We start from the raw sequence: 24,999 nt of genomic DNA on the forward strand, positions 1-24,999 counted from the left end.
ATGCACCTAGCATAGTTCCCTTGCCAGACTACTACTCCCTAGCCCCTAGTCCCTACTTAATTGCCATTATGAGTGAATTTACCAAAACCCTTTGTCCTTACTGCGGCGTTGGCTGTGGCTTAGAAGTTTCGCCCCCAGCGCAACATGGAAAAGCGACTAATCGGGATAGTCAAGGAACTCCAATTTGGCGCGTGCGAGGAGATAAAGCACACCCATCTAATCAGGGGATGGTTTGTGTTAAAGGTGCAACTATCGCTGAATCGTTGGATAAAAATAGGCTCCATTACCCAATGGTGCGAGACTCTTTAGATCAAGAATTTCGGCGCGTCAGTTGGGATGAAGCGTTTGATATCATTACCAAGCGCATTCAAACGGTGCGTTATACCCAAGGTTCAGAAGCTATCTGTATGTACGGTTCTGGACAATTTCAAACAGAGGATTATTACATCGCCCAAAAACTGATGAAAGGATGTCTGGGCAGTAATAATTTTGATGCTAATTCGCGTTTATGTATGTCCAGCGCTGTATCTGGCTATATTCAAAGCTTTGGCGCAGATGGCCCTCCTTGTTGTTACGACGATTTAGAGTTAACCGACTGTGCATTTTTAATTGGTACGAATGCTGCTGAATGTCATCCGATAGTCTTCAATCGCTTGGCGAAGTATCACAAGAAAAATCGCAAAGTCAAAATGATTGTTGTCGATCCTCGACGCACACCCACCGCAGAAGCAGCCGATTTACATTTAGCTATTCGTCCGGGTACAGATATTGACTTGTTAAATGGTATTGCTTACCTATTGATGCGTGGTAATGCTCTTGATGTTGGGTTTATTGACGACTGTACGAGTAACTTTCCGGCTTATGCAGAGGTTATTCGTCATTATGCTCCCGATATCGTGGCAGATCGTTGCGGTATTAGCGTTGCAGATTTGGAAACAGCCGCGCGTTATTGGAGTCAATCCGAGAGGGTGTTGTCTCTGTGGTCGATGGGTGTGAATCAATCCAGCGAAGGTACAGCGAAGGTCAGAACAATTATTAACCTGCACCTGATGACAGGACAAATTGGTAAACCGGGAGCCGGGCCTTTTTCTTTGACCGGTCAACCCAATGCAATGGGGGGAAGGGAAGCTGGCGGTTTAGCGCATTTATTACCCGGTTATCGTTTGGTGAAAAATCCCCAGCACCGCGCTGAGGTTGAGGATTTTTGGGGATTGCAGCGAGGACAAATTTCACCAAATCCCGGTTTAACGGCGTGGGATATGATTACTGGGTTAGAAGATGGCTCAGTGGGGTTACTCTGGATAGCGGCTACTAACCCAGCTGTGAGTATGCCAGATTTAGAACGGACTAAAAAGGCATTGTTGCGATCGCCTTTTACTATCTATCAAGATGCCTATTATCCGACGGAAACGGCTGCTTACGCTCACGTTCTGTTACCTGCGGCGCAATGGGGTGAAAAAACTGGGGTAATGACTAATTCCGAGCGCACAGTCACTCTCTGTCAAGCATTCCGCCAACCGCCGAGAGAAGCTAAAGCAGATTGGGAAATTTTTGCCGAAGTTGGACGGAGATTAGGTTTTATCAAAGAATTTAGCTATGCTAACTCCGCAGAAGTTTATGCAGAATTTGTCCGCTTAACTCGCGATCGCCCCTGTGAAATGACTGGTATTAGTCATGAAGGATTGCAACAGTTTGGCCCCACTCAATGGCCTCATCCAGAAGCAGCAGAAACGCCGAGACATGAAAGAAAGCGCCTCTACACAAATCTCCGCTTTCACACCCCTGATGGCAGGGCGCGGTTCGGAGCGTATCACTCACGGGGATTAGCGGAACCACCAGATCCTAATTATCCCTTTGTACTGACCACAGGACGCCTATACGGACATTGGCACACCCAAACCCGTACCGGACGGATTGAAAAAATTCGCCAAATGCACCCCGATCCGTTTATTGAGATTCATCCCCGTGATGCTGCTAAATTGGGGATTACAGATAACCAGTTGTTAGAAGTGCGATCGCGTCGCGGTAAAGCCAAATTTCCTGCTAAAGTTACAAAAGCGATCGCCCCTGGTACCGTATTTGTCCCGATGCACTGGGGCGTACTTTGGGCAAATGAGGCAGAAGCTAACGCCCTCACCCATCCCGAATCTTGCCCAGATTCATTACAACCAGAATTAAAAGCTTGTGCAGTACAATTAGTACCCATGTCTGTGGAAGTGACATTTAAAAATTATCAACTCCAGTCCTCACAATGGTAAGCTGCTAAATAGATTTCTCAATTTTGATTGAGAATATAACCCATAGTTAATATTCAATCGTTACGATTATTTTTTTTAATCCTCTAGATTTATCTATAGGATTTTTGTTTTATGTTTGAATATTTACTATGGATCAAAAAGAGTAATTTCACAAATAAGCCAATTATTCACTAGTAAGTTGGGCACTGCTTAACATCCACTCAAATCTTGAATGGGAAAGTTATCGGCAGTGCCTATCCTACAAGGATTTATTTGTATTTTTATTTTTGATAATTAAAGTTAGCTAAAAAATAGGGGCAGCAAATGAGGAGACTATTCAAAAATCTGGCAGAAAATACCAAAGATGAGAAATTTATGCACTTTATTGAAAATATCGAAGTGCTAGTTTCCAAGATTTTATCTTTATTAATGGTATTGGTAATTTTGGCAGCATTAGGAGATTTGGTGATCTTTCTGGCAAAAGAGTTATTTACTACCCCATACGGCAAATTTAATACTACCTTATTTAAGATATTTGGGTTATTTCTCAATATTTTGATTGCTTTAGAAATCTTAGAAAATATCACTGCCTACCTGCGCAAGCATGTAGTGCAGGTAGAATTAGTAATTGTCACATCTTTAATCGCTGTCGCCAGAAAAATTATTATTCTTGACCTAGAAAAAGTATCAGGCATTGATATCATTGGTTTAGGTATAGCAGTTTTAGCTCTATCAATTAGTTATCTCATAATTCGTTATAGCAATTCCCATTCTCGAAAAAATAAGGTAAACTCATCTCCTTTGGTGTATAAAGAACTTGATAAATCCAAGAAGATAATCAGAAAAGACCATTCTTGATTTCAAGATATATATCTTAGGGAAATAGAGACATAAATAATTCATACTGCTGCCATATCCCCTTTTGTCGATTGCAAATGACAAATGACTAATCATCAAACTTTCTTTGATTTTGAAGCAGATTTCGTTGAATCCCTCCGTTGCATCCCCATGCAAGTGCGCTACAAACTAGATACTTGTGGTATCAAGCTCAAGTTGTCTGATTGGCATCAAATGTCTCAAGCTGAACGAGAAGCTTTAGTTGAATTACCTTGCACTACAGAAACAGAAATTCAATCTTATCGCCATTATCTCGAACAGTTAATTGTCACTCGTACAGGTGTACCAGCTAAACAATTACCCATTGAACCCCATCCGGAGTGGATGGACTCTACTAATTTACCAGCTAGCGTTCAAGAAAAAGCTCAAGAAGTAGGTGTTGCGATCGCAACTCAACAATGGGAAGCTCTAACACCTTTACAGCGATTTGCGCTGATTAAACTCAGCCGTTCCGGACATGAGAACAAAAACTTTCCCAAAGCGGCGAGAGAATTTCATTTACTCTGAAACTAGAGGCTAGTACGCATCAACAGTCAACAGTCAACAGTCAACAGTCAACGATATTTTCAAACTAGGTACAAGAAAAGATTAATTTTCCTAACCTAGTGGTGTAATTCATCACATAAACTCTAGCATCAAGATAGTATTGGGGTTACACAATTGGGACAACATTTAATGTTAGGGTTGTCAACAGTCCACAATCCATAGTCTATAATTTGTTGACAATTGATCGTTAAGCATCTACAGCCTCAACTCAAAATCAACCAGAAATACAGCCTGAGTGCTTGGCAATCTACAGCTTGTCAGCGCGCGATCGCATAATTTTGGTTTTTACGTAGGAAAATTCGGATTCTAGAGCAGTGAGTGAAGCTATATTGTATTTAGCCATGCCGCAGTTACAGTAATCCAGTATGATGAACAAATTTAAATTCACAATTCAGGTACGGCAGATAATTTTTTTTGCAACATTTAAATGAGATTGCTGTAAATTGGTTAGGCTTAAGTTCTAATAACAAGTAATTTCCGAATTCTTTGAAAAAAGCAATCTAACTCGATGACAGGCAAAAACGCAAGACATAATGCATTTCTGCGGCTAGTGTCTGGTAATGGGGCACCTCTTAGGTCAGAATTCCGCTACTCGCTGCTCCCAAGTCAAGAGATGATCGTTGGACGCGACCCCAGCTGCCAAATTGTCTTGGATGCCATGATGTATCGGATGGTATCTCGTCGTCATGCTGTGGTTCGTCCGCTCTCTTCCCCAGATAACAAATTTAGCTGGCTCATTTGTGATTTAAATAGCGCTAACGGTACGTATTTAAACGGACAGCGCATCCAAGGTTGTCAAGAATTACAGCCAGGCGATCGCATTTCTTTAGGTGCTGACGGGCCGCAATTTGTGTTTGAGCATGATTATGTACCCCAAGCCACAATCATGACCAGGCCAGCCACACCCCTGCCATCACCAGGAAGTTACCCCGCACCCTTAAAATCTGATTCGGTGAGCTTTACTCAACTGTTTCCGATTATTTCCACTGGTAAAGATTTAACTCGTAAAGCTTATCTCATACCAGGAATTTTAACAGTAGTATTTGTGGTATTAATGTTTGCTACGGTAGGCAGACCACAAGCCAATCAAGTGATTGTTGCTAGTTATATAGCCTTTGCCGCTTATTACTTTGTATACCAACTCTGCGGTAAGCAAAAGCCTTGGTGGGTACTGGCATCTGTAGCTTTAGGTACCGCAGTAATATTGAAAAGTCCCCTATTGGATTTGTTTATTTTTGTATTTCGCGGTTTATTGCCTGGGAACTTACCTTCATCTCAGGATACACTAACCTTCACCGAATTGCTGATACGGATGTTTTTTGGTGCAGGTTTAATGGAAGAATTACTGAAAGCATTACCTGTATTAGCAGCCTTAGCTATTGGCCTGATATTGCCCTCACCTTGGCGAGAACGCATAGGTGTTTGGGAACCTTTAGATGGCATTCTCTTAGGAACTGCTTCGGCAGTGGGTTTTACTTTATTAGAAACTCTTGGTCAATATGTGCCTGTTATTACTCAAAATGTGGCGCAACAAGCGGGTGTAGGCACTGGTCAACTCGTAGGTTTACAATTACTCATTCCGCGAATTTTAGGTTCTGTAGCCGGACACATGGCTTACAGTGGCTATTTGGGCTATTTTATTGGTTTAGCTGTACTCAAACCCCGTCTAGTTTGGCAAATTCTCCCCATTGGCTATGTAAGCGCGGCTGCACTTCATGCCTTATGGAATGCTACTGGTTCAATCAATGCCTTGTTATTGGTAATTGTTGGGGTATTATCTTACGCCTTTTTGATGGCAGCAATTTTAAAAGCACGTGCCCTTTCACCCACGCGATCGCAAAATTTCGCTACTCGCTTCCTCGGCCCTAAATGAGAGAGGAGGGAGAAGAGGAGGACAAGGAGGACAAGGGAGACAAGGGGGACTATTGACCATTGACCATTGACCATTGACCATTGACCATTGACCATTGACCATTGACCATTGACCATTGACCATTGACCATTGACCATTGACTCTTTTCTACCTTGAGATAGATAGCTCTGCTTCCGCAATCAGCCTATAGTTGGAATTATGCTAGGGAAATTGTCTTTAAAAATAACGAGAAAAAAAGTATAAGACCCGCAATACAAGCGTCGAGTGCGGGCAAAAGCAAGAAGTCGCCTGAATTAACTGACCCCTAAAGGATAAAAGACAACTGATTTAGGATTCTGACTGAAAGCTGTGAAGTTGGGTCAGAGCATAGTAAGAAATCGCTAAACTAACCTTTGCTCGCTCGACATCGGATAAACTTTCCCATTCCTTATTTTCAAATTTACTCATCACAGATCCTGGGTTATGTGGTTCTCCGCTACGCATAGCATAGGCATAAGGACGGGCTAAAACTAAGAGATCTTCTGCTGCCCAAGTTGGTAACACTCCTTGAACACATTCCACTAATTGCTCGCCAAGAGATTGCTGGGAGGTAAACATCTCAGTGGCTTTTTGGGCAATGTTATTTAGCCATTCTTGGGGTATAGCTGCTGCAAAAGCTGCTTGGAGATTAGCGAATAAAGTCTGACTGCTATTAGCTTGTTCCGGGGAATCAGTCGCATCTTCTGGCCATAGTGTATCAAGTTGTTGGTAAAAACCATGCGATCGCGTATTTAGCTCTTGTTCATCCCATAACTCATCGCTGAGAAATTGCTGTTCTAAAGCGCAAAAATAAGCATCTGATTCGCTATCTGCTGGGTTCCAAGGATAAGTTGCATCTTCTACTTCCAGTAAAGCGGCGAGGAAATCTAATTCGACTTGAGATGGTGAAGAAGTGAAATTAGCTGAGTTGTTAATATTGTTAATCATTTGTCGCCTCCGAGTTGATGATTGAGTTGATTATTTAGCGGTATTGACAGCTACAACTGTCCTTATCCCATTTCCGCAAAAATCAAATGAAATTTGCTGAGGATGAAACTATTTTTTCAGGCTGTTATTTTTTGGATAATCATTGAAATGCGATTAGTAATTTGGATTTACACAAACTACATAAATCACTCCTGTCTTGACAAGAAATCAAAACACGTTAGGTGTATGAACTAATTAGGAGTCTTCAATAATAAACTCCCAAGTTTCACCTCTGGAACTCCCAAACTTTAACTGCATTCCTGAGGTTAAAGGTACTTCCTCGCGGAGGATTTGTTGCCAGCCATTAGAACTAGAAACCCAGGTTGTACCGTAGGTAGATAAATCTTGTAAATAATAAGTTCTAACTGGATTTGTCCCGCTAAAAGTATTCCGACATAAAATTTCCGCATGGCGTTTAGACACAGAAGGTTCGGGAATAACAAGATCGTTATCTTTAGTCCGACCAATGCGGGTGACACCAGAACGTAACAAGCAAGTTTTATCTGGTACTGCTAGCGATCGCAACGAAGCTGTAGGTACCGAAGCAATTATACTCGGAATTGTCGTATCTGGTAGCTCGGTAATTCCTTCATCAAAACTTTTAATGAGTTCGCCATCAAAATCAGGATGGAGATAGAGAACTGGTAAAGTCCAGGCTGGTTGATTAAACCGATATACTGTTAACAATTGTTGTCTAGCTTGGGCGACAGCTTCATCGATGGATTTACGCGATCGCAATGCTTCGGTAAAAGCTTGAATAAAACTGTGGCTTTCCGCATCCGCAATCTCATCTCGCATTCCCAAAACTGCCGGTACGCCATGACGAATTAACACTTCTGCCAAACTGCTAGAAGGTATGGCTTGTTGATTAACCGCCGCCGGTCTTGCTAACCAACAAGCATTAAACACCGCTAATTTCACACCATTGCGAGTCAATACCTGAGCTAATTCTATGCCATTGAGAGTCATCCCCGGTCGTAAAAATAGTAAACCCCCATCTGGATCTGGTAAACCATGACCGGCATAGAAAAAGACATTGTATGCTTTAGTTTCTAATTCTTGAATTAATTCCTGTGGTTGGGGTTGCAGCAATGTAGTTACCATACATGGTGCATATCCCTGAGAATAACTACCTAAAGGCCCTGCTTTAGTCAGAGTTTGTTTTAAAATTTCTGCTTCTTTTTCTAGTTGCAGATTTTTATTTTCATTTTCGCCTAATACCAAAAGAATTTTCAGCGTCTGTTCTATACGTAAAGGCGGTAATGATTCAACTTCACTCGTAGTTCGGCTAAAGAGTAAATCTTGTGACAGCGACATTACCGATTGACCGGCTTCACGCTGCATAATTTCCCAAGGTAAGGCAATTAAATCTGGATCGCGAATTTCCAAGCGAAAGCGCAACCGAGTATGCTGTCCCATAGCTATACCCCGACTGCGTTCTAAACTACCGAGAATTGGCCCGTCAAATAACCAGCGCCACAGACTCATTCCCAAGTATTGCATCAGACGACTGCTATAACCTGCTGTTTGCCCTGAAGGGGATGAATTCAAATTTATTGGTAATGGGGCTTTCTGTGGGAGGGCTGCACCAGAAGCAATATTTAAAGGGTTATCACCTCCGAACATTTCCTGCCATTCTTGCCAAACTTGAGAGAGTTCAACTGGCCATATACAGTCATGCAAAACATAACCACTAGGATAAGGCGCTTTAACTACCCAAATGGCAAAATTATCTGTGCCAGTGTTGGTCAAACGAGCGATCGCCAGGTTCAGGCATGGCAATGAAGTCATTAAACTTAAATGTGAAAACAATTATTTTCAATAACAGTTTTTCCAGGTAAAAGTCTTTACCTTGGCAGTTTTTGATTTTGGTTACTACCTGTATTATTTCAGGTTTTATCAGTTTATGGCGCAATTCCACTAAGTTGCATCACCTTCGGCTTGTGGTTTAGTTACAGGTGGCTGATTTGTTGGCTCTGGCTTTTGCGGAACGCATGGATTTGGTTTATCGGCTTGGAGAACAGTCACCCCTGATTTAAGTTGAGAAAGTTCAATTTTGACTGTTTTTTCTGGTATTTGTCCAGCAGCAATATTCTTGTCGGGATTGGCGGTGTCTTGATTATTCGGACACACCCGCAAAGTCACTACAAATTCTGAATTAGGAGATGGCGGATTTTTAGGTTTTTTGTCAATTACTTGAAAAAAAGTCCCGCTAGGAAATTTTTCCTTGCTATTAATTATTTCATTCTGAGCTTCAATCACCCAACCTGCCGCCAGATTATCAATGGTTCGCGCTGTTGGCGATGGATTGGGATTTTGCTGTGAATTAGGGCTGGCGCTAGTAGTAGCAATTTGCTGTTTCCCCTGGCGTAATTGCATTACTAAGTATCCCAAACTACCAACTATCGTCACCAACATTAAAGGTACAATCAACTGTAGCGGTAGTTGAGCAAAGCCGTTACGCCGCTTGTATTCATCAGGAATAACTTTGGTTTTATTGTTGGGATTGCTGACTAAATTCGGCTGTGCTGTTGTCGGATATGGCTCAGTAGAATTACCAGCAAATGAGCTTTCCGGGATGATGGCTGTTACACTTAAATCTGGTTCTGTATATTTCGCCTGATAATGTACTAAAGCAATAGTGACATTATCGTGACCATTTTTAGTATTGGCGATTTCGACTAATTTCTCGGCTACGCTAGCAATATCTGCTTCGGCTTTGAGAATGGGTAAGATTTCTGTTTCCCAATAATCTTCGATCCGGTCAAAATCACTTAAGCCATCGGATGTGAGTAAGAATACAGCATCTTCATCGAGAATAAACCTCTGGGCGGTGGGATGAAGTGATGTACTAGGACTCATCCCTAAGGCTTGGACTAAAGAACCAGAACCACTTTGTTGTATGGCTTCTCGATAGAGCGCATAGCCTAACCTAACTTCGCGGGAGGCCACATCATCATCTAGGGTAACTTGATAGCAACCTTGGCGGGTAATCCAATAGGCACGACTATCACCCACATGGGTAATATAAATTTCATGACCAATGGGTAATGCCATGACGATAGTTGTACCCATGCGTTGACGACCTTGGCGATTTTCGCTGTCGTTACGCTGGCTAATTTTATCATTGACGACTGCTACCGCCGATTCTAAGTCAGTTAGCAGCATTGAAGGATCTATATGATCTGCTGGAACTTGTGTGAGTCGCTGTACCTGCTGTTGAATTGTTTCAATGGCTAAATTTGAAGCCACATTACCACCTTCATGACCGCCTATTCCGTCACAGACAATGGCTAAGGCTGTAGATTGAGGCGGTTTGGTAACTAAAGTCCCACTGAGAGGATAACAAGCATCTTCATTGCGTTGGCGACTGGGGCCTGTATCGGTTTTGGTAAAAATTTTAATATTAGAGGTTTGCGATCGCCCTAATTGACCTAGTCCTAGATCTAATGCTGCAATTAATTGTTCGGCTGAATTTATTTCTTCTGCTATTAAAGAATTACTAATTTTGTGAATAAATTCCGCTATGGCTGGTTTTGCTGTCTGCTCTAACTGCTGCCAAAATTTCCCTAATTCCGATAAACTCGGCTGGATACCAGCGTCAGAATGCAAATCTAACAAGCGGACTAAAGTACCTTCTACTCTAATTAAATCTGGTTTAAGTATAGTTGTCGCCACACCCTCACTTAACAGTGGTTGCCACAGATTAGCTAATTGCCACAGCCAATGCAGTTGGCGTATAGAACTAGCATTACCCCAAGCGGCGATTAAATTCGGGTAGAGTTGGACTTGTTGCCCTGTACTATCGGTAAATATTGGTGGTTTTTCTAAAAGTAATATTTCTTGTTGAGAGCGTCCCTCAATGGGCGGTATAACTCCATACACTTGGGGCACTTGTACGCGATAAGGTATCAGCCGCAAATAAGGTCTAATGACAGACAAACTCTCTAATTCTGGTGTCTCAGGAACTAACCCCGGTCTGATATCTAAGACCACAGAGCGATCTATAACTAAATAGCGATCGCCTAATATTTCTCCTGGGGTGGCAAAACTCAAGCCTTCACCCTGCACCCAAAGATAGCGCTTAGGTATAGCTGTAGAACACCGCAAGCAAAACTTATGGGTCAGGGGATTGGGAGATTGACAAAGTTCATTTGGGCAGTAGAGCGTGGGAGCATCATTTTCCATAGTTTTTTCACCGATCGGCAATTGGCAATTTCTACAACAGCATTGGCAGCGACCGTCTAGACCGCTCGTGTTTTTTGAACCTGGTATATGCAACACTTTGGTTCAATGATTTTAGCTGGTGGATCGCAGTGCTAAAACTTAATGATTCTACGATCTACTTATTCAAACAACTTACTCCTCAGTCAAACCTACAGCCCCATCATAGCCTCTATCACCTCTATCACTTTCTTGTCTCCACAATCCGCACAATGAATTTTCACCCTGTCACCAAAGTTTAACCCCAGCATCACGCTATTGCTGACTATTGTTGAATGATTTGATTAACAATAGGCAGATCGTGCTGGTATTTCTTTAGTTTATAATTTACAAGCTAGGAATTAACTTTAATTAAGAATTAAGATAGCTAAATATATATATCAAATAATTAATCGCTGGCGGAATTTTAAGAAATATTGCAGCCATCGATCGCAAAAGGCAAAAAGCCGATTGAGCATTTTTACTGTCTGGCTTGGGCGTTATTAGCCTTGGCTGTCTGTAGGAAGTAAATTTTGGTAACGTTCTCACAGCCAAGTTGGCACAAGATTGGGCACTTTGTCATTGATTTTTGACTTTTCTGGCATCATTACAGGCTCTCACTAGTGATGTTTTGACGGTAAAATTTGCGACTTCAGAATTTTCTATCTTCATCAAGAATATTAGCAGATACAAGCCAGATATAAGATTAGGGCACTGTTAACCAATGCCCTAATGAATCAAGAAATACAAAAAATTACAAGTAAGTTGTTACGCACTTAGATCAAATATCTTCGCCTTAGGGCTGTCCAGGGTCAAGAGTCAAAAGTCCAAGCTAGCTTTTGACCCTGGAATCTGGACTTTTGACAACCTTAGTGCGAAATATCCACTGGAAATGCGTCACAGCTTAACTCTGGACTTGATTACTTATCGTCAACTGCTACTTGGGGAAGTCCCATGCTGTAGTTAGTGACGCGACTTTGCAGATTGTAGCTGATTTCGCCTTTTTGCAAGAGCGATCGCAAATAATGCTCTAGGTCGGAACCAACGCGACGTAAGTTGTAGTCCGTTAAATCAGCGCCACTAGATGCTTCTACTAGTTCATCAAACTTGCGATAAATCTTTTGTAGGGCATCTTCATTCCAGTTAAATTCATTATCTGGGTCAATATCTAAAGTTAAGACCTGATTACTGGGAAGTAGTTCGCCATCCTGGTCAAGTTCTGCCGCAAAAATGCGAATATGCCTAGTTGTAGACTTGAGCAGCGTCGGGTTGTCCATAAAAGGTGTAAGATTTTGGTTGACTACACTGAAATCATTGTAGACCTTATGCTAGAGCTTAAATGCCCGCTATCTAAAGCAATTCCTCTTGATTAGTCAGGCAGAAGCTCAAAATGCGTGCATCAACAGCATCTGCTGATAACTCCAGTAGGGGAGGTTTGTTGAACGAGAAATGGCAAACACAATTTCCGCCAACTTCATGATGGGTGGGTTGTTTTCATTTCTTGTGGAAATCTCAACTTATTGTAGCGGTCAAACAATCATATATTCAGATAAATGTCAATATGTTTGCCCTCAGAATTTATGCAGCATCAGGGTAGGGTAATTAGGGCAAACAGGCAAAAGGTTTATGGCTAATTTGACTGACTTGTTGCTGTTTTGAGAGTAGTTAGTTAACTTTGTCCTAATGGACATTTAATCCCTTCAGAAATCGCCAGCAGAAGCCACTGCGCTCAGGCGGTTTACCGGAGGCTAACTTCACAAACAGTAGCTTTCCCAAGATAGTGCGTCTCCTCAGGGTGGAACACAGCTTTAGCTAGCAAACTCAATTTTAATTTATGGATAAATATTCCATTGCTTTACATCTGCGACTTTTGCCGCAATTTTTTCATAGACTGTCATTAGTCTGTTGCAATGTTTATAATTCTGATTCAGAACACCAACAAAGCGGGATTTAGTTGGATGAAATAAATGTACATCTAGTAAATTTACGTACTTATGGTAAAACTACCTCTAGCTTTCATCAAAAAGCAAAAATTTAGTGATAACACGTAAGTAAAAACACTAAATTTTCAGTAAAATCACAAACTGTTGTTGACGTTCACATAAAGTTGATGTAAAAACCTTTAAAAAGCTCGAACAACTTCTTACAGAAACTTTATTGTATAGAATCTTAAAAACTGAATAATAGTTATGGCTTAACTTGTGCCACCTCTGGTACAGGAAAACAGTAGCCTAAGCAGAGTGAGGTCTGAATGAAAAAAACTCAAGGAGATGGCAATGGAAGACAAATGTGATGAATAAAGAATTATTCTTAATTCAAACAATTTGGATTCAAAAGAAAATATAAAGAATTAAAGAATTTTTGCTGGAGATTAACTCCTAAACCCGATGACCACCAAATAAAGGAATCCTGAAATCTATGAACTCCAAAGCCTTACCACGCCAGATAAATAATATTGAAGTAGGTGTTTATGAGTGCGAAATCCATCTCAAATTCCGGTTGATTGAGGAAAAAAGTCTCCTGAGCGATCGCGAACAGCTATTACAGGTATTGTTAGATGCTTTGACCGAAGGCTCTGATGACTTTTTAGAAACCTTGCAAGCATCAGTCAAAGCTCAGGAAATCTCTGAGTTTAAAGCTTCACCACAAATGCGTCGCCAGTTAATGCGGTTACGTAATTTTGCTGATAATAATCAATAATTATTGCTGTTAATTATCAGTAGTGGCAATTGGTTAATTGAGCCGCAAATGGTAAATTTGTGATAAATTTGTCATCCGCTCTCAACAATAACTGAGTTGGCTTGTGTAATTTTAAACTAAGGCTAAAAGCCGATTGGATTTACCAAACAGCTGTCAAAGCCTCGCAGTAGCCCTCACCCTTTGCACTACGGAAATACTTGGGTGCCTACTAATGTATGTAATACTTCCTCATGAGGGCGGGTTAGAGTTTTTCAAAAAATATATTCTGAGGAATTTAGGTTTAATCAGGGTGTTACTTCAAGTTGGCGAAATACTAGGAAGCGATCGCCTATCTGACATACTCAAAAAATTTTGCAGATTGCTGAATTTATAGCTCTATTTTTGAGCGATCGCTTGTATTCGCAATTTTTTCTCTGGTATTTTGCGAATTTGAAGTTGCATTCCGCCCAGATTGTTCAGTAGGGGCGGGTTTGTTCATATCATCTCTAATCAGCACCTAGAGACGCGATGAACCCTTGTCTGTACAATTGTGATTAATTGCTTCTACAATTGTCCGCAAAGCAATAGTTATTGATGATTCTTCCTTGTGTTCCTTATTTCTGGTTCGGTTGTCAGATATTTATTTAGCCAAACCATGTTCTAAGGCAAAACGGACTAACTCTGTACGGCTATTTGTACCAGTTTTACTAAACAAACGACTCACGTATTTTTCCACGTTCCTGACGCTGGTCTCTAAGCGTCTAGCAATTTCTTTATTCATTAATCCTTCAGCTACCAAATTTAAAACGCTTTGCTCTCTGGGTGTTAAGTCAATTTTAAAAGGTGCTGGTGATTGAGAAATAGCGTTTCTTTGGGTTAATAACGCCTTAATTTGGGCAATTTGATTTGCTAATTCAGCAATATCAGGTGTTTCATTTTCTTCACCTGTACTCTGAGGTTTAGCCATACGTCGATTTAATAAATTTTCTACGATGGCAATTAATTCATCCGGGTCAAAGGGTTTTGGTAAATAAGCATCAACACCAGCTTGATAACCTTGGATGCGATCGCCAGTCATCCCCTTAGCAGTCAAAAATACAACAGGTAAGGCTTGAAAACGCGGATCTTCACGTAGCTGTTTCAAGAACTGATAGCCATCCACCTGAGGCATCATGATATCCGAAATCACCAAATCAGGTGTATTTTGCTGCATCAAATCCCAACCTTCACGGGCGTTACTGGCGACTTGAACGCTGAAACCGCTTTCTTGCAAATAATCTTTCACGGCTTCCCGCAATCCCGGTTCATCATCTACCAATAACAATTGTGCTGACATTGAAAATTTCCTTGAATATACCTTGTTCCAATTTAGCGAAAGTTGGCAGGCATTGGAAGGAGAGTATGGCATGAGGGACAAGGAGGACAATTGTAGAGACGCGATTCATCGCGTCTATGCCCAATGCCCAATGCCCAATGCCCAATGCCCAATTCCTATAACCAATCGATAATTTTGGCGTTTTCTGGGAGTTTGGCTTCAGTTTGACCGCAGTAACGTGCTTTGGCTGTAAATAAACCAATGGGAGTTATCAGAAAGTCTATCAGGCTAGCTTTGCCTGCGATCGCTTTTAAGGTGTTTTTGGGAATTTCTTTGACTAACCAACGTCCTAAGCAATAGCCGTAGTCTTTGGATGTAAATTCTGACATTAGCTCCACACCATAAAGTTCATGTAGGTAGCGATTTGAACGCCCGTAACGTCGCCATTGACTTTCCAATTCCTTAAGCGTAGTGCGGTGGCGATGTTGAACTATGGCATCTGGGACAAATTTTAAATTCCCTATCTTTTCCTTGAGAATGCGCCAACAGATGTCTGCGTCGCCTCCAGTGGTGAGATAAGGACGGAATAATCCTACTTTTTCTAAAATAATCCGGCGAATGGCTAAATTAGCAGTTTGACCGTAAGGGCAGAAGGGATGAGAAAGGGTATGCTTTTGGGAGAGAGTTTGTTGACAATCTGCGTATTTTTCTAAAATATTTTTACCTGGTAGTGCAGTAATTTCACCTGCAACAATTACTATATTTTGTTGATTAAAAGGTTGAATTAATGATTCTAGCCATTGTGGTTGCGGACGACAATCAGCATCAGTAAAAACAATTATTTCACCTTGAGCAGCACGAATACCAGCGTTACGGGCTGCATAGGAGCTTTGAATTTGATTTTCGCTTAAGGGATGAATATTGAGGGGACTAAGTTCTGCGGTGGTTTTGAGTAAATTTAAAGTGCGATCGCTACTGTTATTATCTACTAGCAAATACTCTACCTGCTCTTGCGGGTAAGTTTGAGCTAAAAAACAAGAAATTAAATCTGGTAAATCAGCCTCACCATTATAAATAGGCACAACCACCGACACATAAGGCAAAAAGCTGTGGTCGGTGGTTGCATCAACTGGGGAATTATTCATAAAAAAGTTAATGGTTGATTGGGATTACTTGCTATTATTCCCAATCAACGCACTTAGTTTGCTGGAATACCCAGATTTTTATCCTGATTACGCAAGCTAAACTCTAAAATTTCAAGTCTCTAGCACTGCTACTCATAGCGCCAGTAGGTTGAGTTGCTGGTGGTTGAGCAAAGTTAGTGTTAGATAGCGCACTAATTGCTCGTGCATATTGTGGGTCGTTTTGAGTACCAATTAAATTTGGATTAGATGCTAACTGACGCTCTTGTGCTTCCGTCAAATCTAATTTGATATCTGGTGTAATACCTGTATGGTTAATATCTGTACCTTTAGGAGTGTAATAGTGAGCGATGGTGACTGCTAAACCAGAACCATCAGACAGTTCATGAACCGACTGCACTAAAGCTTTACCAAAGGTTTGACTACCAACAACTACAGCCCGTTTATTATCTTTGAGTGCGCCTGTGAGGATTTCGCTAGCACTAGCTGAATTACCATCTACCAATACTGCTAAGGGAAGATTGGTTAAAGCTGTGCGATTCGCTTTGGTATCTTCAGTTCCGCCTACACGGTCTACTGTGCGGACAATACCACCTTGATCGAGCCACATGCGGGCAATTTCAATGCTGGCTTGCAACAAACCGCCAGGATTTCCGCGTAAATCCAAAACATAAGCATTAACTTGCTGAGAGTTCAAATCGCGGATAGCGCGGCGCATTTGGTCTGCAGCATGGGAACTAAACTCGCGTAGGCGAATATAGCCAACTCGGCGGTTACCTTCTTGCTTGACGGTATAACGGACAGTTGGTACTTCAATTGTCGCGCGGGTGAGCTTCAAATCGAAAGCACTTTGTCCTGAGCGTCCCAAGCGCAAAGTTAGCATGGTACCAGCTTTACCACGGATCAGTTTGGAAGCATCATCCACTTTCATTTCTTGGGTGGATTTGCCATTAATCGCTAAAATTTCATCGCCTGCTTTAATTCCAGCTCTCAGTGCTGGAGAATTTTCTATAGCTTCGACAACTGTGAGCCGCTTAGTTTTTTCGTTTAATTCCATGCGAATACCAATCCCAGAGACTTCCCCTGAGGTTTGGCTGGTTAAAGCTTCATACTGTTTAGGGTCCATAAATCTGGTGTATGGATCGCCCAAAATTTTTAAAGCTTCACGAATAGCAACATAAGCCTCTTCCCGAGAAGCATAGTTTTTACTTAAAAGGCTTTGTCTAGTAGCTTGCCAATCTTGTTGATTAAATTTTCCATCAACGTATTCACGATTCACCAATTGCCATACTTGGTCTACTATTGCTTTCGGACTATCTTGTAGAGCAGCACGAACGCAGCGAGTCCAAGCAGGGCCAAATACGGATGCGGTGGCTGTCGTGGCGATCGCTCCACCAATCAAGGCTACTTGGAGCGGTGAGTAACGTTTCGCAGATTGGTTCATGTATATCAGCTGGAATAATTGTGTTGTTGACAGTTTAGCAATCAGGATTTCCAGAATTTTTTAAGTTTTCATACTCAAACTAAGCTTTTCTTTGTGATTATTTCATGGAGAAACGATCCTAAAAATACAGCTTAAGTTTTAACCATCATTTCTCTGTTTGCTAGCTTTCTCTGGGACGAGCATCGAGAGAGATGATGGCACTTTTATATATGTCATCTTTGTCTCTTCGATTATTTTTATAAGATAGCACTTCGCTAACTTAGTTGCTGGCATTTTAAACACCGACTGACTAAGCTTTTCTTAATTGTGTAATGAAACGTAATGGTTCCATTAATTCAACAAATTCCCGTAGAACAAAATCGAGGGAATTGTGGCTTTGGATACAAAAATCTTTTCTGTGGTATGTGGCTTATATTTGGCTTCTGGCTGATCTGTACTACTATAACCTGAGTTTCCGTATCTTCCCAGCCAGTAGATGCTCTGCTAGTGCTGGGCGGCAGTATTTGCCGTGAAATTTACGTAGCAAAGGAAGCTAAAAAATACCCTGATATTTCTATATTAATCTTTCATGGCTCTTTAGAAACTTGAATGTGGTTAATTTTCGATGAAGAAAATACTGAGTTACAAAAAGTTTGGTTATCAAACTGCACCAATTCGATTTGGGAAAATCCCTACTATAGTATTCCCATTTTGCGACGCTGAGTAACACATAAGGTCAAACTAATTACTTCTACACTTATGTACCCCGTGCTAAGGGACTTAGAACTAAATAAAGGGAAGGAAGACAATTGTACAGACGCGATTCATCGCGTCTCTAACAACTGACTAATGACTATTTCCCAATAAACTGGGAACCGAGAATCATTGTGCCAATACCAACATCGGTGAAAATTTCTAAAAGTAAGGCGTGGGGAATGCGACCATCAATAATATGTGCGGCTTTGACTCCTTGAGCAAGCGATCGCACGCAACAATTGACTTTAGGAATCATTCCACCGCTAACTACGCCAGAATTAATCAATTCGCGAGCTTCGGGAATATCGACTTTGGGGATTAAGGTTGAGGGATCTTTGTAATCTTTTAAAATCCCTCTGGTATCAGTCAATAAAATTAATTTTTCGGCACCCAAGGCGGCGGCTATTTCTCCGGCTACAGTATCTGCATTAATGTTGTAAGCTTGTCCTGTTTCGTCGGCGGCGACACTGGAAACTACGGGAATATAGCCGTTACTGGCTAATGTATCCAAAATCTTGATATTTACGTTGCTGACTTCCCCAACAAAACCAATGCCTTCTTGACCTTGGGGACGGGCTGTAATTAAGTTACCATCTTTACCACAGAGTCCAACTGCCAAACCGCCGGCTTGGTTAATTAGTTCGACAATTTCTTTATTGACTCGACCGACTAACACCATTTCTACCACATCCATTGTGGGAGCATCGGTGACGCGCAGACCATTTTTAAATTGAGCTTCAATTCCCAGTTTATCTAGCCAACTGTTAATTTCTGGCCCGCCACCGTGGACGAGAATGGGACGCAAGCCGACGCAGGATAAAAAGACAATATCGCGGATAACTTGATCTTTGAGGGTACTATCTTTCATGGCTGCGCCGCCATATTTTACCACCACAGTGCGCCCAGTAAATTGTTGAATGTAAGGCAGCGCTTCACTTAGCACTTGTACACGAGTGGCTTCGGTTTGCCTGATGTACTCAGTATCGTTGACCATTATGAGGAGCTTTTAAGACTTAAATACCTATCAAGTCAGTTTACAAGACTTTGTCAATAGTCAATAGTCAATGGTCAATAGTCAATAGTCATTGGTCATTGGTCATTGGTCATTGGTCATTGGTCAGAGACGCGATGAATCGCGTCTGTACAATTGCGATGAACCCTTGTCTGTACAATTGTCTTTCTTGTCTGCTCTGCTCCTCGATCGCGCTAATCTGTTATTAAGTTAGTGCGATTTTTGCGAACAGCAAGGTATGTATTAATTCTGGTTTAAAATGTATTAATTTATATATGAATTCTCAAAAAGAAACCAAGCTACTAGTTTTATCTCTGCTGTTAACTACTGTTTTACTTGGTTTGGGCTTTTGGCTGTTGAGTAGAGTTTCTGGTAATAATTTTAATTCTTTACTATCAGATAATAATTCACCTGCACCTTCTGGTTCTACGTCAACTAAGGTCAGTATGGGTGAGAAAATTTTAGTAACTGCTGATACTAGTCCTGATAAAGAAGCGGGAGTACAAGCTTTTGCTAAGGGCGATTTTGTTACGGCTACTGCTAAGTTAAAAGCATCTTTGGCAAAAAATCGTAACGATCCAGAATCCTTAATTTATTTGAATAACTTGCAAGCGCAAAATAGTAAATTTTGGAAAATTGCTGTTAGTGTTCCTATTGGCGGTAACTTAGATGTCGCTAAGGAGATTTTACGGGGTGTCGCCCAAGCTCAAGATGAAGTAAATCGTGGGGGTGGGATAAATGGTAAACTGTTGCAGATTGCGATCGCGAGTGATGATAACGATCCAAATCAAGGGCAACAGGTAGCTACACAGTTTGTCAAAGACAGCAGTATTTTGGCTGTAGTCGGACATAATTCGAGTAATACTTCCATCGCAGCTGCACCAATTTACCAACAGGGAGGATTAGTCATGATTTCTCCTAGCAGTACAGCGCAAAATCTTTCGGGAATTGGTAGCTATATCTTTCGTACTGTTCCTAGTAATGGCGCTTTTGCGGAACGTCTAGCTAATTACACTGTGAAAACGGCGCGGAAAACTAATATTGCTATTTGTACTGATTCTAAATCGATTGATACTCAATCTTTTAGGGATGAGTTTATCAAAGGGTTAGTAGCTGGCGGTGGAAAGGTTAACTCTACAACTTGCGATATTGCTAGCGCAAATTTCGATCCAAATACCTTAATTTCCCAGTTTATTAGCAGTGGTGCCGATGCTTTAGTTTTAGCGCCCAATGTGGATAGAATTAACAAGGCTTTAGAATTAGCAGCTGCTAATAACGGCAAATTAACAATTTTTGCGAATCCGACACTTTACACATTTAAAACCTTACAGGTAGGAAAAGCCGATGTTAACTCAATGGTGTTACCTGTACCTTGGCATCCTACAGCAATTCCCGGCAATCCTTTTCCACAGAATGCGGTAAAACTTTGGGGTGGAACTGTGAATTGGCGAACAGCTACAGCTTATGATGCAACTATAGCGATCGCTAAAGGTTTACAACAAGCTAGTACTCGCGATGGTTTACAGCAAGTGCTGCATAGTTCGAGTTTTACCGCCAAGGGTGCTACAGGTACGATTCAATTTTTGCCTTCAGGCGATCGCAGTGGCACGGCTATATTAGTTAAAGTGCAGCCTAGTAGTAAATCTGCCACTGGCTATGATTTTGTACCTTTATTGGTAGGCATTTAATCTTAAAATTGTAGATAAAAATCATGACAGAAAAAATATCAACACTGCAACAAGCAATTGATGTTGTAGAAGCACTCGATCCAGAGGAACAAGCGATACTGGTAGATATCATTAGCAAGCGTTTAAGCCAACAACGTAGAAATGAACTGTTAACAGAAGTTGCACAAGCTAGACGCGACTACCAACAGGGGAATATCAAACAAGGCTCTGTTGCTGATTTGATGGCGGAGTTAGATGAGTGAGAAATTTAGTTTGGAGTGCGGGATTTGTACGTAAATTCAAGCGTCTAATCAAGAAAAATCCACAGATGCGATCGCAGGTTGAAAAGGTACTACACTTATGATTCAGCGATAATTGCGAATATTATGGCATTATTGTCATAATTACGCCGCAATTACACTTAATAATTTGTTAGCAGATTTTCTACTCAATGAGAAACAGTCTTTTTCAAAACGCTGGGTATAGCTGCTATGACTCTGTTTGCAATGTCTTCTGGTGTTTCTTCGGCGCTGATGGTGATTTGCAAATCTGCTTGGGAATATAGGGGTTGTCGTTGTTCGAGAAGCGATCGCAATTTGCCTAAAGGATCGACATCTTTTAATAATGGTCTTGTGGTATCCTCTTGCAAGCGGCTATAAAGTAACTCTACTGGCACATCTAACCAGACAATTAAACCATGATGTAGATAACTCCAGTTTTCTTGGCGCGTGACAATACCGCCACCTGTAGCTATGGTTAATTTGGTGAAAGCACAAACCTGTGCTAGCACATCGCTTTCTAATTGACGAAACGCTGCTTCTCCAGACTCAGCAAACAGCTGATTGATAGATTTTCCTGCTGCTTGGACAATGACATCATCGGTATCGACAAATCCATAACCGAGATGCTTGGCTAGTAAGCGTCCTACTGTAGTCTTACCGCTACCCATCATCCCAATTAAATACAGATTCACCCCTTGCAATAAGCTATTCACTGAACTACCGTTCTCTCTCTGACTTCAACATTTATCAGCTATTATACCAACTGAAAAAACATTAGAATATGTCAAAGTAGTTAAAAATTACATCTGTGTCTTAGGGTGCTGATTTTGCAGATATTGTTTGAAGTATTCTGTAAAAATTGTATTACTTAGGAGTAAGTTATAATCTTTATCTGCTTGCCATTGGGCGTTTTCTTCTATTAATCGTTCAAGAATATACTTTCGTAAAACTGGATTTAGAGACAAGCCAGATGCTTGTTTATCAAGGAGAGAGCGTCGTTGTAATAATTCCATAGCTTCCAAGATTAATCTTTGAGACATTGGCAGTGATAATCCTGGTAAGCGTAGATTTTGCTGTAACTCTCTGATTGACTGCAAATTATCTTGCAGTGATAAAAAGTATAATAGCTGTTTTTCTAACTGAGATAAGCGATTAAACTGTTGCTCAATAATTATTCTAATATTACCAAAAATTCTGGTTTCTTGGGCGATAAACTCAGCTATATTTCCCGCAAATAATTCTTGAATTGTTGTCGCAATTAATTTAATAAATAAAGGATTACCAGCATACTGCTCAATCAGTATTTGACAATCTGATTGTGAAGATTGATTAACTAAACCTTTATCTTTAAGCAGAAAAATGCTTTCTTGTTGATTTAAACCATTTAATTTTAAAGAATGGACTGGTAATTCTATACCTTCTAAAGCCGCAATTTCCTGAGTTTTTTCTCGACTAGTCAATATGACACAGCTTTGATGCTCAATATCTCCGATGCGGTTGATTAACTCAGCGTAACCCTCATATCCTTGACGATAGGAGATTTGGTTAATCGTTGGTGTATTGGTTGTAGAATTGCGATCGCTATATTCTAAAATCCCATCTAGGCGATCTAACACCAGTAAACACCGATGAGAACGCAGAAAATCAATCAGTTGGGCGATTTTTTGGTCTATTATTCCAGGAAGAGTGGCGGGGGAAGCTGGCGATAGCTGTTGAATGAGTTGATCTAAGAATAACTCTAGGGGTGGTGCAAATTGAAGCGATCGCCAAATCACATGCTCAAACTGTGGTTTTATGTCTTCTATCAGCTTGAGTGAAAAAGCTGTTTTACCAATCCCAGCCATACCCAAGATTACCACTAACCGACAGCGTTGTTGAAGAATCCATTCTTTAACTTGAGTCAGTTCTAATTGGCGTCCGTGAAAGACATTACCATGAATTAATTGATCGCTACTATCTTTGAGTATTGATTTATCAGCAAGTAAATCTAACTCCATATCTTTATTGTCGATGATGGGATTAATTGGTTGTAAATTAAACCAACCTTTTTTGTAGCCAGCCTTTTCTAGCAACTGAGTTACTCGGCTCCAAGTTTTGACTTTGACTGAGTCTCCCACTTGATTACTCAGCATTTCCTCTATATATTTATATAATCCATTTGATAGATATACTCTCACAGTACTGCTACTGCCACTTTGATATACTACCTTGGCAATCTCAGCAGGACTACAACCACAAAGCAAACCCCGCAGAAATTTTTTCTCTACTGGTGTCAAAGCTTTTCCCTTGGCTGATGCCAAATCCACGTATAATTTTTCTAACTCCCAATTATTTTTAGCTTCTATAAAGTCTGCTTCTAAGCGATAAGAATCATCGGCTGCCATTAGCTTCATTAATGTAATTAAAGTAACTTAGGCAATATACTAACGATTCTTATATCAAAGAAGAGTAAATTAACGATGAAATTCTAACGAATTTAATAACTGGCGTTAGGTGACTAAGGGCTTGTCACTTGGTTATCTTGGGCTTAATTGAAATTTAATAAAAATTGTTTGAAACTTTAAGTGGAAAAATTCGGTCAATCTCAATAGCTAAGACTTTCTTTGCTGGAACGATTTTAGGTTTACACAATACTGTGTTTCTACTAATACAATGCTAGCGATGTAAGATTCAGTTCTCGTAAGCTTTTGTTCCCTAATCTGGTAGATACAAGGTGTAAAAAATAACTATTTTTTAACTAAAATTGTACAAAAAATATTTGTCAATTTAACAATTTAGTTAAAGAAACTACGGAAAATTTCACCTGAGTCAGTCCAGATCAATAAATGTGGTATGTATGAGGTGCCGGCCATGACTCGAATTCGTGATGTTGTGAAAAAAGCTTTAGCATGTGGCTATTTAACCGTAGAGGCAGAAAACCAATTAAGACATTTATTAACCACTAGATATGATTTAGAAGATTTCAACGCTTTTATGAGTTTGCAAGAAGCAGCAATGAATGGTAACGTCAGGCAAGAATCACGGGAGCGTTGTGGAATTAAGTATTAGTCAGTTGTCAGTTGTCAGTTGTCAGTTGTCATTGGTCATTTGTCATTGGTCATTTATTTTTTTCTAGTCTCTAGTACAGCACGGCGTAAATAAACAGACCATTTGCAATCGTTAAAAAGCTGGCTCCATATTACTTTTGACTTTTGACTTTTGACTTTTGACTTCCGCCCTGCGGTACTAGCCCCTAGCCCCTAGCTTTAGCGACGAGGTTTGTCATCCTCAAAGTCTTCGTCGTCATCAAAAAAGCTCCAATCATCCTCATCATCATTAGCTTGATTGGTAGTCGGGGGTTGATAGGGGGGAACGATTACTCGGTAATCAGCATCGTAAACAGATTCGGTTTTACCAACGGCTGTATTTTTTGGCTCGCGGTAGTTGTAGGAGTACACAGAACCAGATTGAGAAGAACTTTTAGGTTCTTGTTGACGCTCATAGGTTTGAGGCTCGGAAAACTCTGAAGTTTGCTGTCTAGATGCTGATTTCTCCTGGGGATTATCATCAAAGTTCCAGTCATCATCTTGATTATTTGTATTCCAATCATCAAATGTATCGCTGGCACGTTTTTCTGTTTGATTAGTTGGTGCTGGTTCAGGTGTTGGTTGTTTATAGGCTGTTTGATTACGCGGTCTGGTTGCTGATTTATAGCGAGTTTGGCGTTGTTCTGGGACAAAGTAAGTTGATACTTTGATCAAACTCATGATAAATAAAGTTGTCAAACCACCTGCGGTAGTAGCAAGTAACATCCACATTGCTAATGGTAATGGTTGAGTCCGCATACCGAGAAATACTAACGGTATTTCAGGCGACCAATTTTGGGTTAACAAAAGCGTTAGCCCTCCCAATATCACTACCAACAGAATTAAGCGAATTACACTCATAAAATTGTTAAAAAATAAAAGATAAAGAATGAAGAAT

18 protein-coding genes and 1 pseudogene are annotated in these 24,999 nt (G+C 40.7%); 8 read left to right on the forward strand and 11 right to left on the reverse strand.

The genetic code is table 11. The features are described 5' to 3' along the window. The first annotated feature begins 68 nt into the window (after positions 1-68). The 4 genes and pseudogenes from AACW45_RS02550 (at position 69) to AACW45_RS02565 (ending at position 5,553) form a co-directional block, all read left to right on the forward strand. Complete coding sequence (locus AACW45_RS02550) at positions 69-2,258, forward strand: molybdopterin oxidoreductase family protein (protein WP_190627280.1); 2,190 nt, start codon at positions 69-71, stop codon at positions 2,256-2,258. Between the two features lie 303 nt (positions 2,259-2,561). Continuing rightward, positions 2,562-3,014: pseudogene (locus AACW45_RS02555) on the forward strand (phosphate-starvation-inducible PsiE family protein); the annotation flags it as partial. A gap of 165 nt (positions 3,015-3,179) precedes the next feature. Further along, positions 3,180-3,641 (forward strand): nitrate reductase associated protein, encoded by a 462-nt coding sequence (locus AACW45_RS02560; RefSeq protein ID WP_190627284.1) that lies wholly within the window; start codon positions 3,180-3,182, stop codon positions 3,639-3,641. 547 nt (positions 3,642-4,188) lie between these two features. Further along, positions 4,189-5,553: a PrsW family glutamic-type intramembrane protease gene (locus tag AACW45_RS02565; RefSeq protein WP_190627286.1), complete on the forward strand. Its 1,365-nt coding sequence runs from the start codon at positions 4,189-4,191 to the stop codon at positions 5,551-5,553. Positions 5,554-5,880: 327 nt separating this feature from the next. Here the strand turns inward: AACW45_RS02565 and AACW45_RS02570 are convergent, their stop codons facing one another. The 4 genes from AACW45_RS02570 to AACW45_RS02585 form a co-directional block, all read right to left on the reverse strand. Further along, entirely contained in the window at positions 5,881-6,519 is a 639-nt protein-coding gene (locus AACW45_RS02570) for a hypothetical protein (RefSeq protein ID WP_190543881.1), read from the reverse strand. Between the two features lie 234 nt (positions 6,520-6,753). Continuing rightward, positions 6,754-8,340 (reverse strand): CHAT domain-containing protein, encoded by a 1,587-nt coding sequence (locus tag AACW45_RS02575; RefSeq protein ID WP_190627519.1) that lies wholly within the window; start codon positions 8,338-8,340, stop codon positions 6,754-6,756. 138 nt (positions 8,341-8,478) lie between these two features. Next, the gene (locus AACW45_RS02580) at positions 8,479-10,746 is read right to left on the reverse strand and encodes a PP2C family protein-serine/threonine phosphatase (RefSeq protein ID WP_190627288.1); all 2,268 of its coding nucleotides are present in this window, start codon (positions 10,744-10,746) and stop codon (positions 8,479-8,481) included. A 935-nt stretch (positions 10,747-11,681) separates the two neighbouring features. Continuing rightward, the gene (locus AACW45_RS02585) at positions 11,682-12,038 is read right to left on the reverse strand and encodes an NAD(P)H-quinone oxidoreductase subunit M (protein ID WP_190627290.1); all 357 of its coding nucleotides are present in this window, start codon (positions 12,036-12,038) and stop codon (positions 11,682-11,684) included. A gap of 1,141 nt (positions 12,039-13,179) precedes the next feature. On the opposite strand from AACW45_RS02585, the gene AACW45_RS02590 reads away from it, so the two are divergent. After that, positions 13,180-13,461, forward strand: a complete 282-nt coding sequence (locus tag AACW45_RS02590; RefSeq protein WP_096644437.1) for an Npun_R1517 family heterocyst differentiation transcriptional regulator — start codon at positions 13,180-13,182, stop codon at positions 13,459-13,461. Positions 13,462-14,080: 619 nt separating this feature from the next. Here the strand turns inward: AACW45_RS02590 and AACW45_RS02595 are convergent. The 4 genes from AACW45_RS02595 to argB form a co-directional block, all read right to left on the reverse strand. After that, on the reverse strand, positions 14,081-14,776 hold the full coding sequence (locus tag AACW45_RS02595; protein ID WP_096644438.1) for a response regulator transcription factor: 696 nt from the start codon (positions 14,774-14,776) through the stop codon (positions 14,081-14,083). A gap of 155 nt (positions 14,777-14,931) precedes the next feature. Then, the gene (locus AACW45_RS02600) at positions 14,932-15,900 is read right to left on the reverse strand and encodes a glycosyltransferase (protein ID WP_190627292.1); all 969 of its coding nucleotides are present in this window, start codon (positions 15,898-15,900) and stop codon (positions 14,932-14,934) included. A 103-nt stretch (positions 15,901-16,003) separates the two neighbouring features. Beyond that, positions 16,004-17,341, reverse strand: coding sequence for a carboxyl-terminal processing protease CtpB (gene ctpB / locus AACW45_RS02605; RefSeq protein WP_190627293.1), 1,338 nt, complete (start codon positions 17,339-17,341; stop codon positions 16,004-16,006). 832 nt (positions 17,342-18,173) lie between these two features. Then, complete coding sequence (gene argB, locus AACW45_RS02610; protein WP_190627521.1) at positions 18,174-19,073, reverse strand: acetylglutamate kinase; 900 nt, start codon at positions 19,071-19,073, stop codon at positions 18,174-18,176. A 290-nt stretch (positions 19,074-19,363) separates the two neighbouring features. Between argB and AACW45_RS02615 the strand changes: the two genes are divergently transcribed. Both AACW45_RS02615 and AACW45_RS02620 read left to right on the forward strand, forming a co-directional pair. After that, positions 19,364-20,776, forward strand: a complete 1,413-nt coding sequence (locus tag AACW45_RS02615; RefSeq protein WP_190627295.1) for an ABC transporter substrate-binding protein — start codon at positions 19,364-19,366, stop codon at positions 20,774-20,776. Between the two features lie 23 nt (positions 20,777-20,799). Further along, a complete protein-coding gene (locus AACW45_RS02620) occupies positions 20,800-21,018 on the forward strand; it encodes a hypothetical protein (RefSeq protein WP_190627298.1) in 219 nt (72 codons plus the stop codon). A gap of 185 nt (positions 21,019-21,203) precedes the next feature. Here AACW45_RS02620 and AACW45_RS02625 read toward each other — a convergent pair whose 3' ends face one another. Both AACW45_RS02625 and AACW45_RS02630 read right to left on the reverse strand, forming a co-directional pair. Beyond that, positions 21,204-21,749: a shikimate kinase gene (locus AACW45_RS02625; RefSeq protein WP_190627300.1), complete on the reverse strand. Its 546-nt coding sequence runs from the start codon at positions 21,747-21,749 to the stop codon at positions 21,204-21,206. Between the two features lie 87 nt (positions 21,750-21,836). Further along, a complete protein-coding gene (locus tag AACW45_RS02630) occupies positions 21,837-23,429 on the reverse strand; it encodes an NB-ARC domain-containing protein (protein ID WP_306414975.1) in 1,593 nt (530 codons plus the stop codon). Between the two features lie 457 nt (positions 23,430-23,886). Here AACW45_RS02630 and AACW45_RS02635 point away from each other — a divergent pair, with 457 nt between their 5' ends. Next, positions 23,887-24,084: a hypothetical protein gene (locus tag AACW45_RS02635; RefSeq protein ID WP_190543860.1), complete on the forward strand. Its 198-nt coding sequence runs from the start codon at positions 23,887-23,889 to the stop codon at positions 24,082-24,084. A gap of 197 nt (positions 24,085-24,281) precedes the next feature. On the opposite strand, the gene AACW45_RS02640 is transcribed toward AACW45_RS02635, so the two are convergent. Further along, complete coding sequence (locus AACW45_RS02640; RefSeq protein WP_190627302.1) at positions 24,282-24,962, reverse strand: LapA family protein; 681 nt, start codon at positions 24,960-24,962, stop codon at positions 24,282-24,284. Positions 24,963-24,999 lie beyond the last annotated feature (37 nt).

It is taken from the genome of Calothrix sp. FACHB-168, from assembly GCF_963889195.1.
Taxonomy (GTDB): Bacteria; Cyanobacteriota; Cyanobacteriia; order Cyanobacteriales; family Nostocaceae; genus Aulosira; species Aulosira anomala_A.

What these genes read in the sequence shown, in the direction of transcription:
- AACW45_RS02630 (WP_306414975.1), bottom strand. Translation starts at nt 23,429, where the DNA reads ATGAAGCTAATGGCAGCCGATGATTCTTATCGCTTAGAAGCAGACTTT.
- AACW45_RS02560 (WP_190627284.1), top strand. Translation starts at nt 3,180, where the DNA reads ATGACTAATCATCAAACTTTCTTTGATTTTGAAGCAGATTTCGTTGAA.
- AACW45_RS02595 (WP_096644438.1), bottom strand. Translation starts at nt 14,776, where the DNA reads ATGTCAGCACAATTGTTATTGGTAGATGATGAACCGGGATTGCGGGAA.
- AACW45_RS02600 (WP_190627292.1), bottom strand. Translation starts at nt 15,900, where the DNA reads ATGAATAATTCCCCAGTTGATGCAACCACCGACCACAGCTTTTTGCCT.
- AACW45_RS02620 (WP_190627298.1), top strand. Translation starts at nt 20,800, where the DNA reads ATGACAGAAAAAATATCAACACTGCAACAAGCAATTGATGTTGTAGAA.
- AACW45_RS02580 (WP_190627288.1), bottom strand. Translation starts at nt 10,746, where the DNA reads ATGGAAAATGATGCTCCCACGCTCTACTGCCCAAATGAACTTTGTCAA.
- AACW45_RS02615 (WP_190627295.1), top strand. Translation starts at nt 19,364, where the DNA reads ATGAATTCTCAAAAAGAAACCAAGCTACTAGTTTTATCTCTGCTGTTA.
- AACW45_RS02570 (WP_190543881.1), bottom strand. Translation starts at nt 6,519, where the DNA reads ATGATTAACAATATTAACAACTCAGCTAATTTCACTTCTTCACCATCT.
- AACW45_RS02585 (WP_190627290.1), bottom strand. Translation starts at nt 12,038, where the DNA reads ATGGACAACCCGACGCTGCTCAAGTCTACAACTAGGCATATTCGCATT.
- ctpB (WP_190627293.1), bottom strand. Translation starts at nt 17,341, where the DNA reads ATGAACCAATCTGCGAAACGTTACTCACCGCTCCAAGTAGCCTTGATT.
- AACW45_RS02640 (WP_190627302.1), bottom strand. Translation starts at nt 24,962, where the DNA reads ATGAGTGTAATTCGCTTAATTCTGTTGGTAGTGATATTGGGAGGGCTA.
- AACW45_RS02635 (WP_190543860.1), top strand. Translation starts at nt 23,887, where the DNA reads ATGACTCGAATTCGTGATGTTGTGAAAAAAGCTTTAGCATGTGGCTAT.
- AACW45_RS02590 (WP_096644437.1), top strand. Translation starts at nt 13,180, where the DNA reads ATGAACTCCAAAGCCTTACCACGCCAGATAAATAATATTGAAGTAGGT.
- AACW45_RS02565 (WP_190627286.1), top strand. Translation starts at nt 4,189, where the DNA reads ATGACAGGCAAAAACGCAAGACATAATGCATTTCTGCGGCTAGTGTCT.
- AACW45_RS02550 (WP_190627280.1), top strand. Translation starts at nt 69, where the DNA reads ATGAGTGAATTTACCAAAACCCTTTGTCCTTACTGCGGCGTTGGCTGT.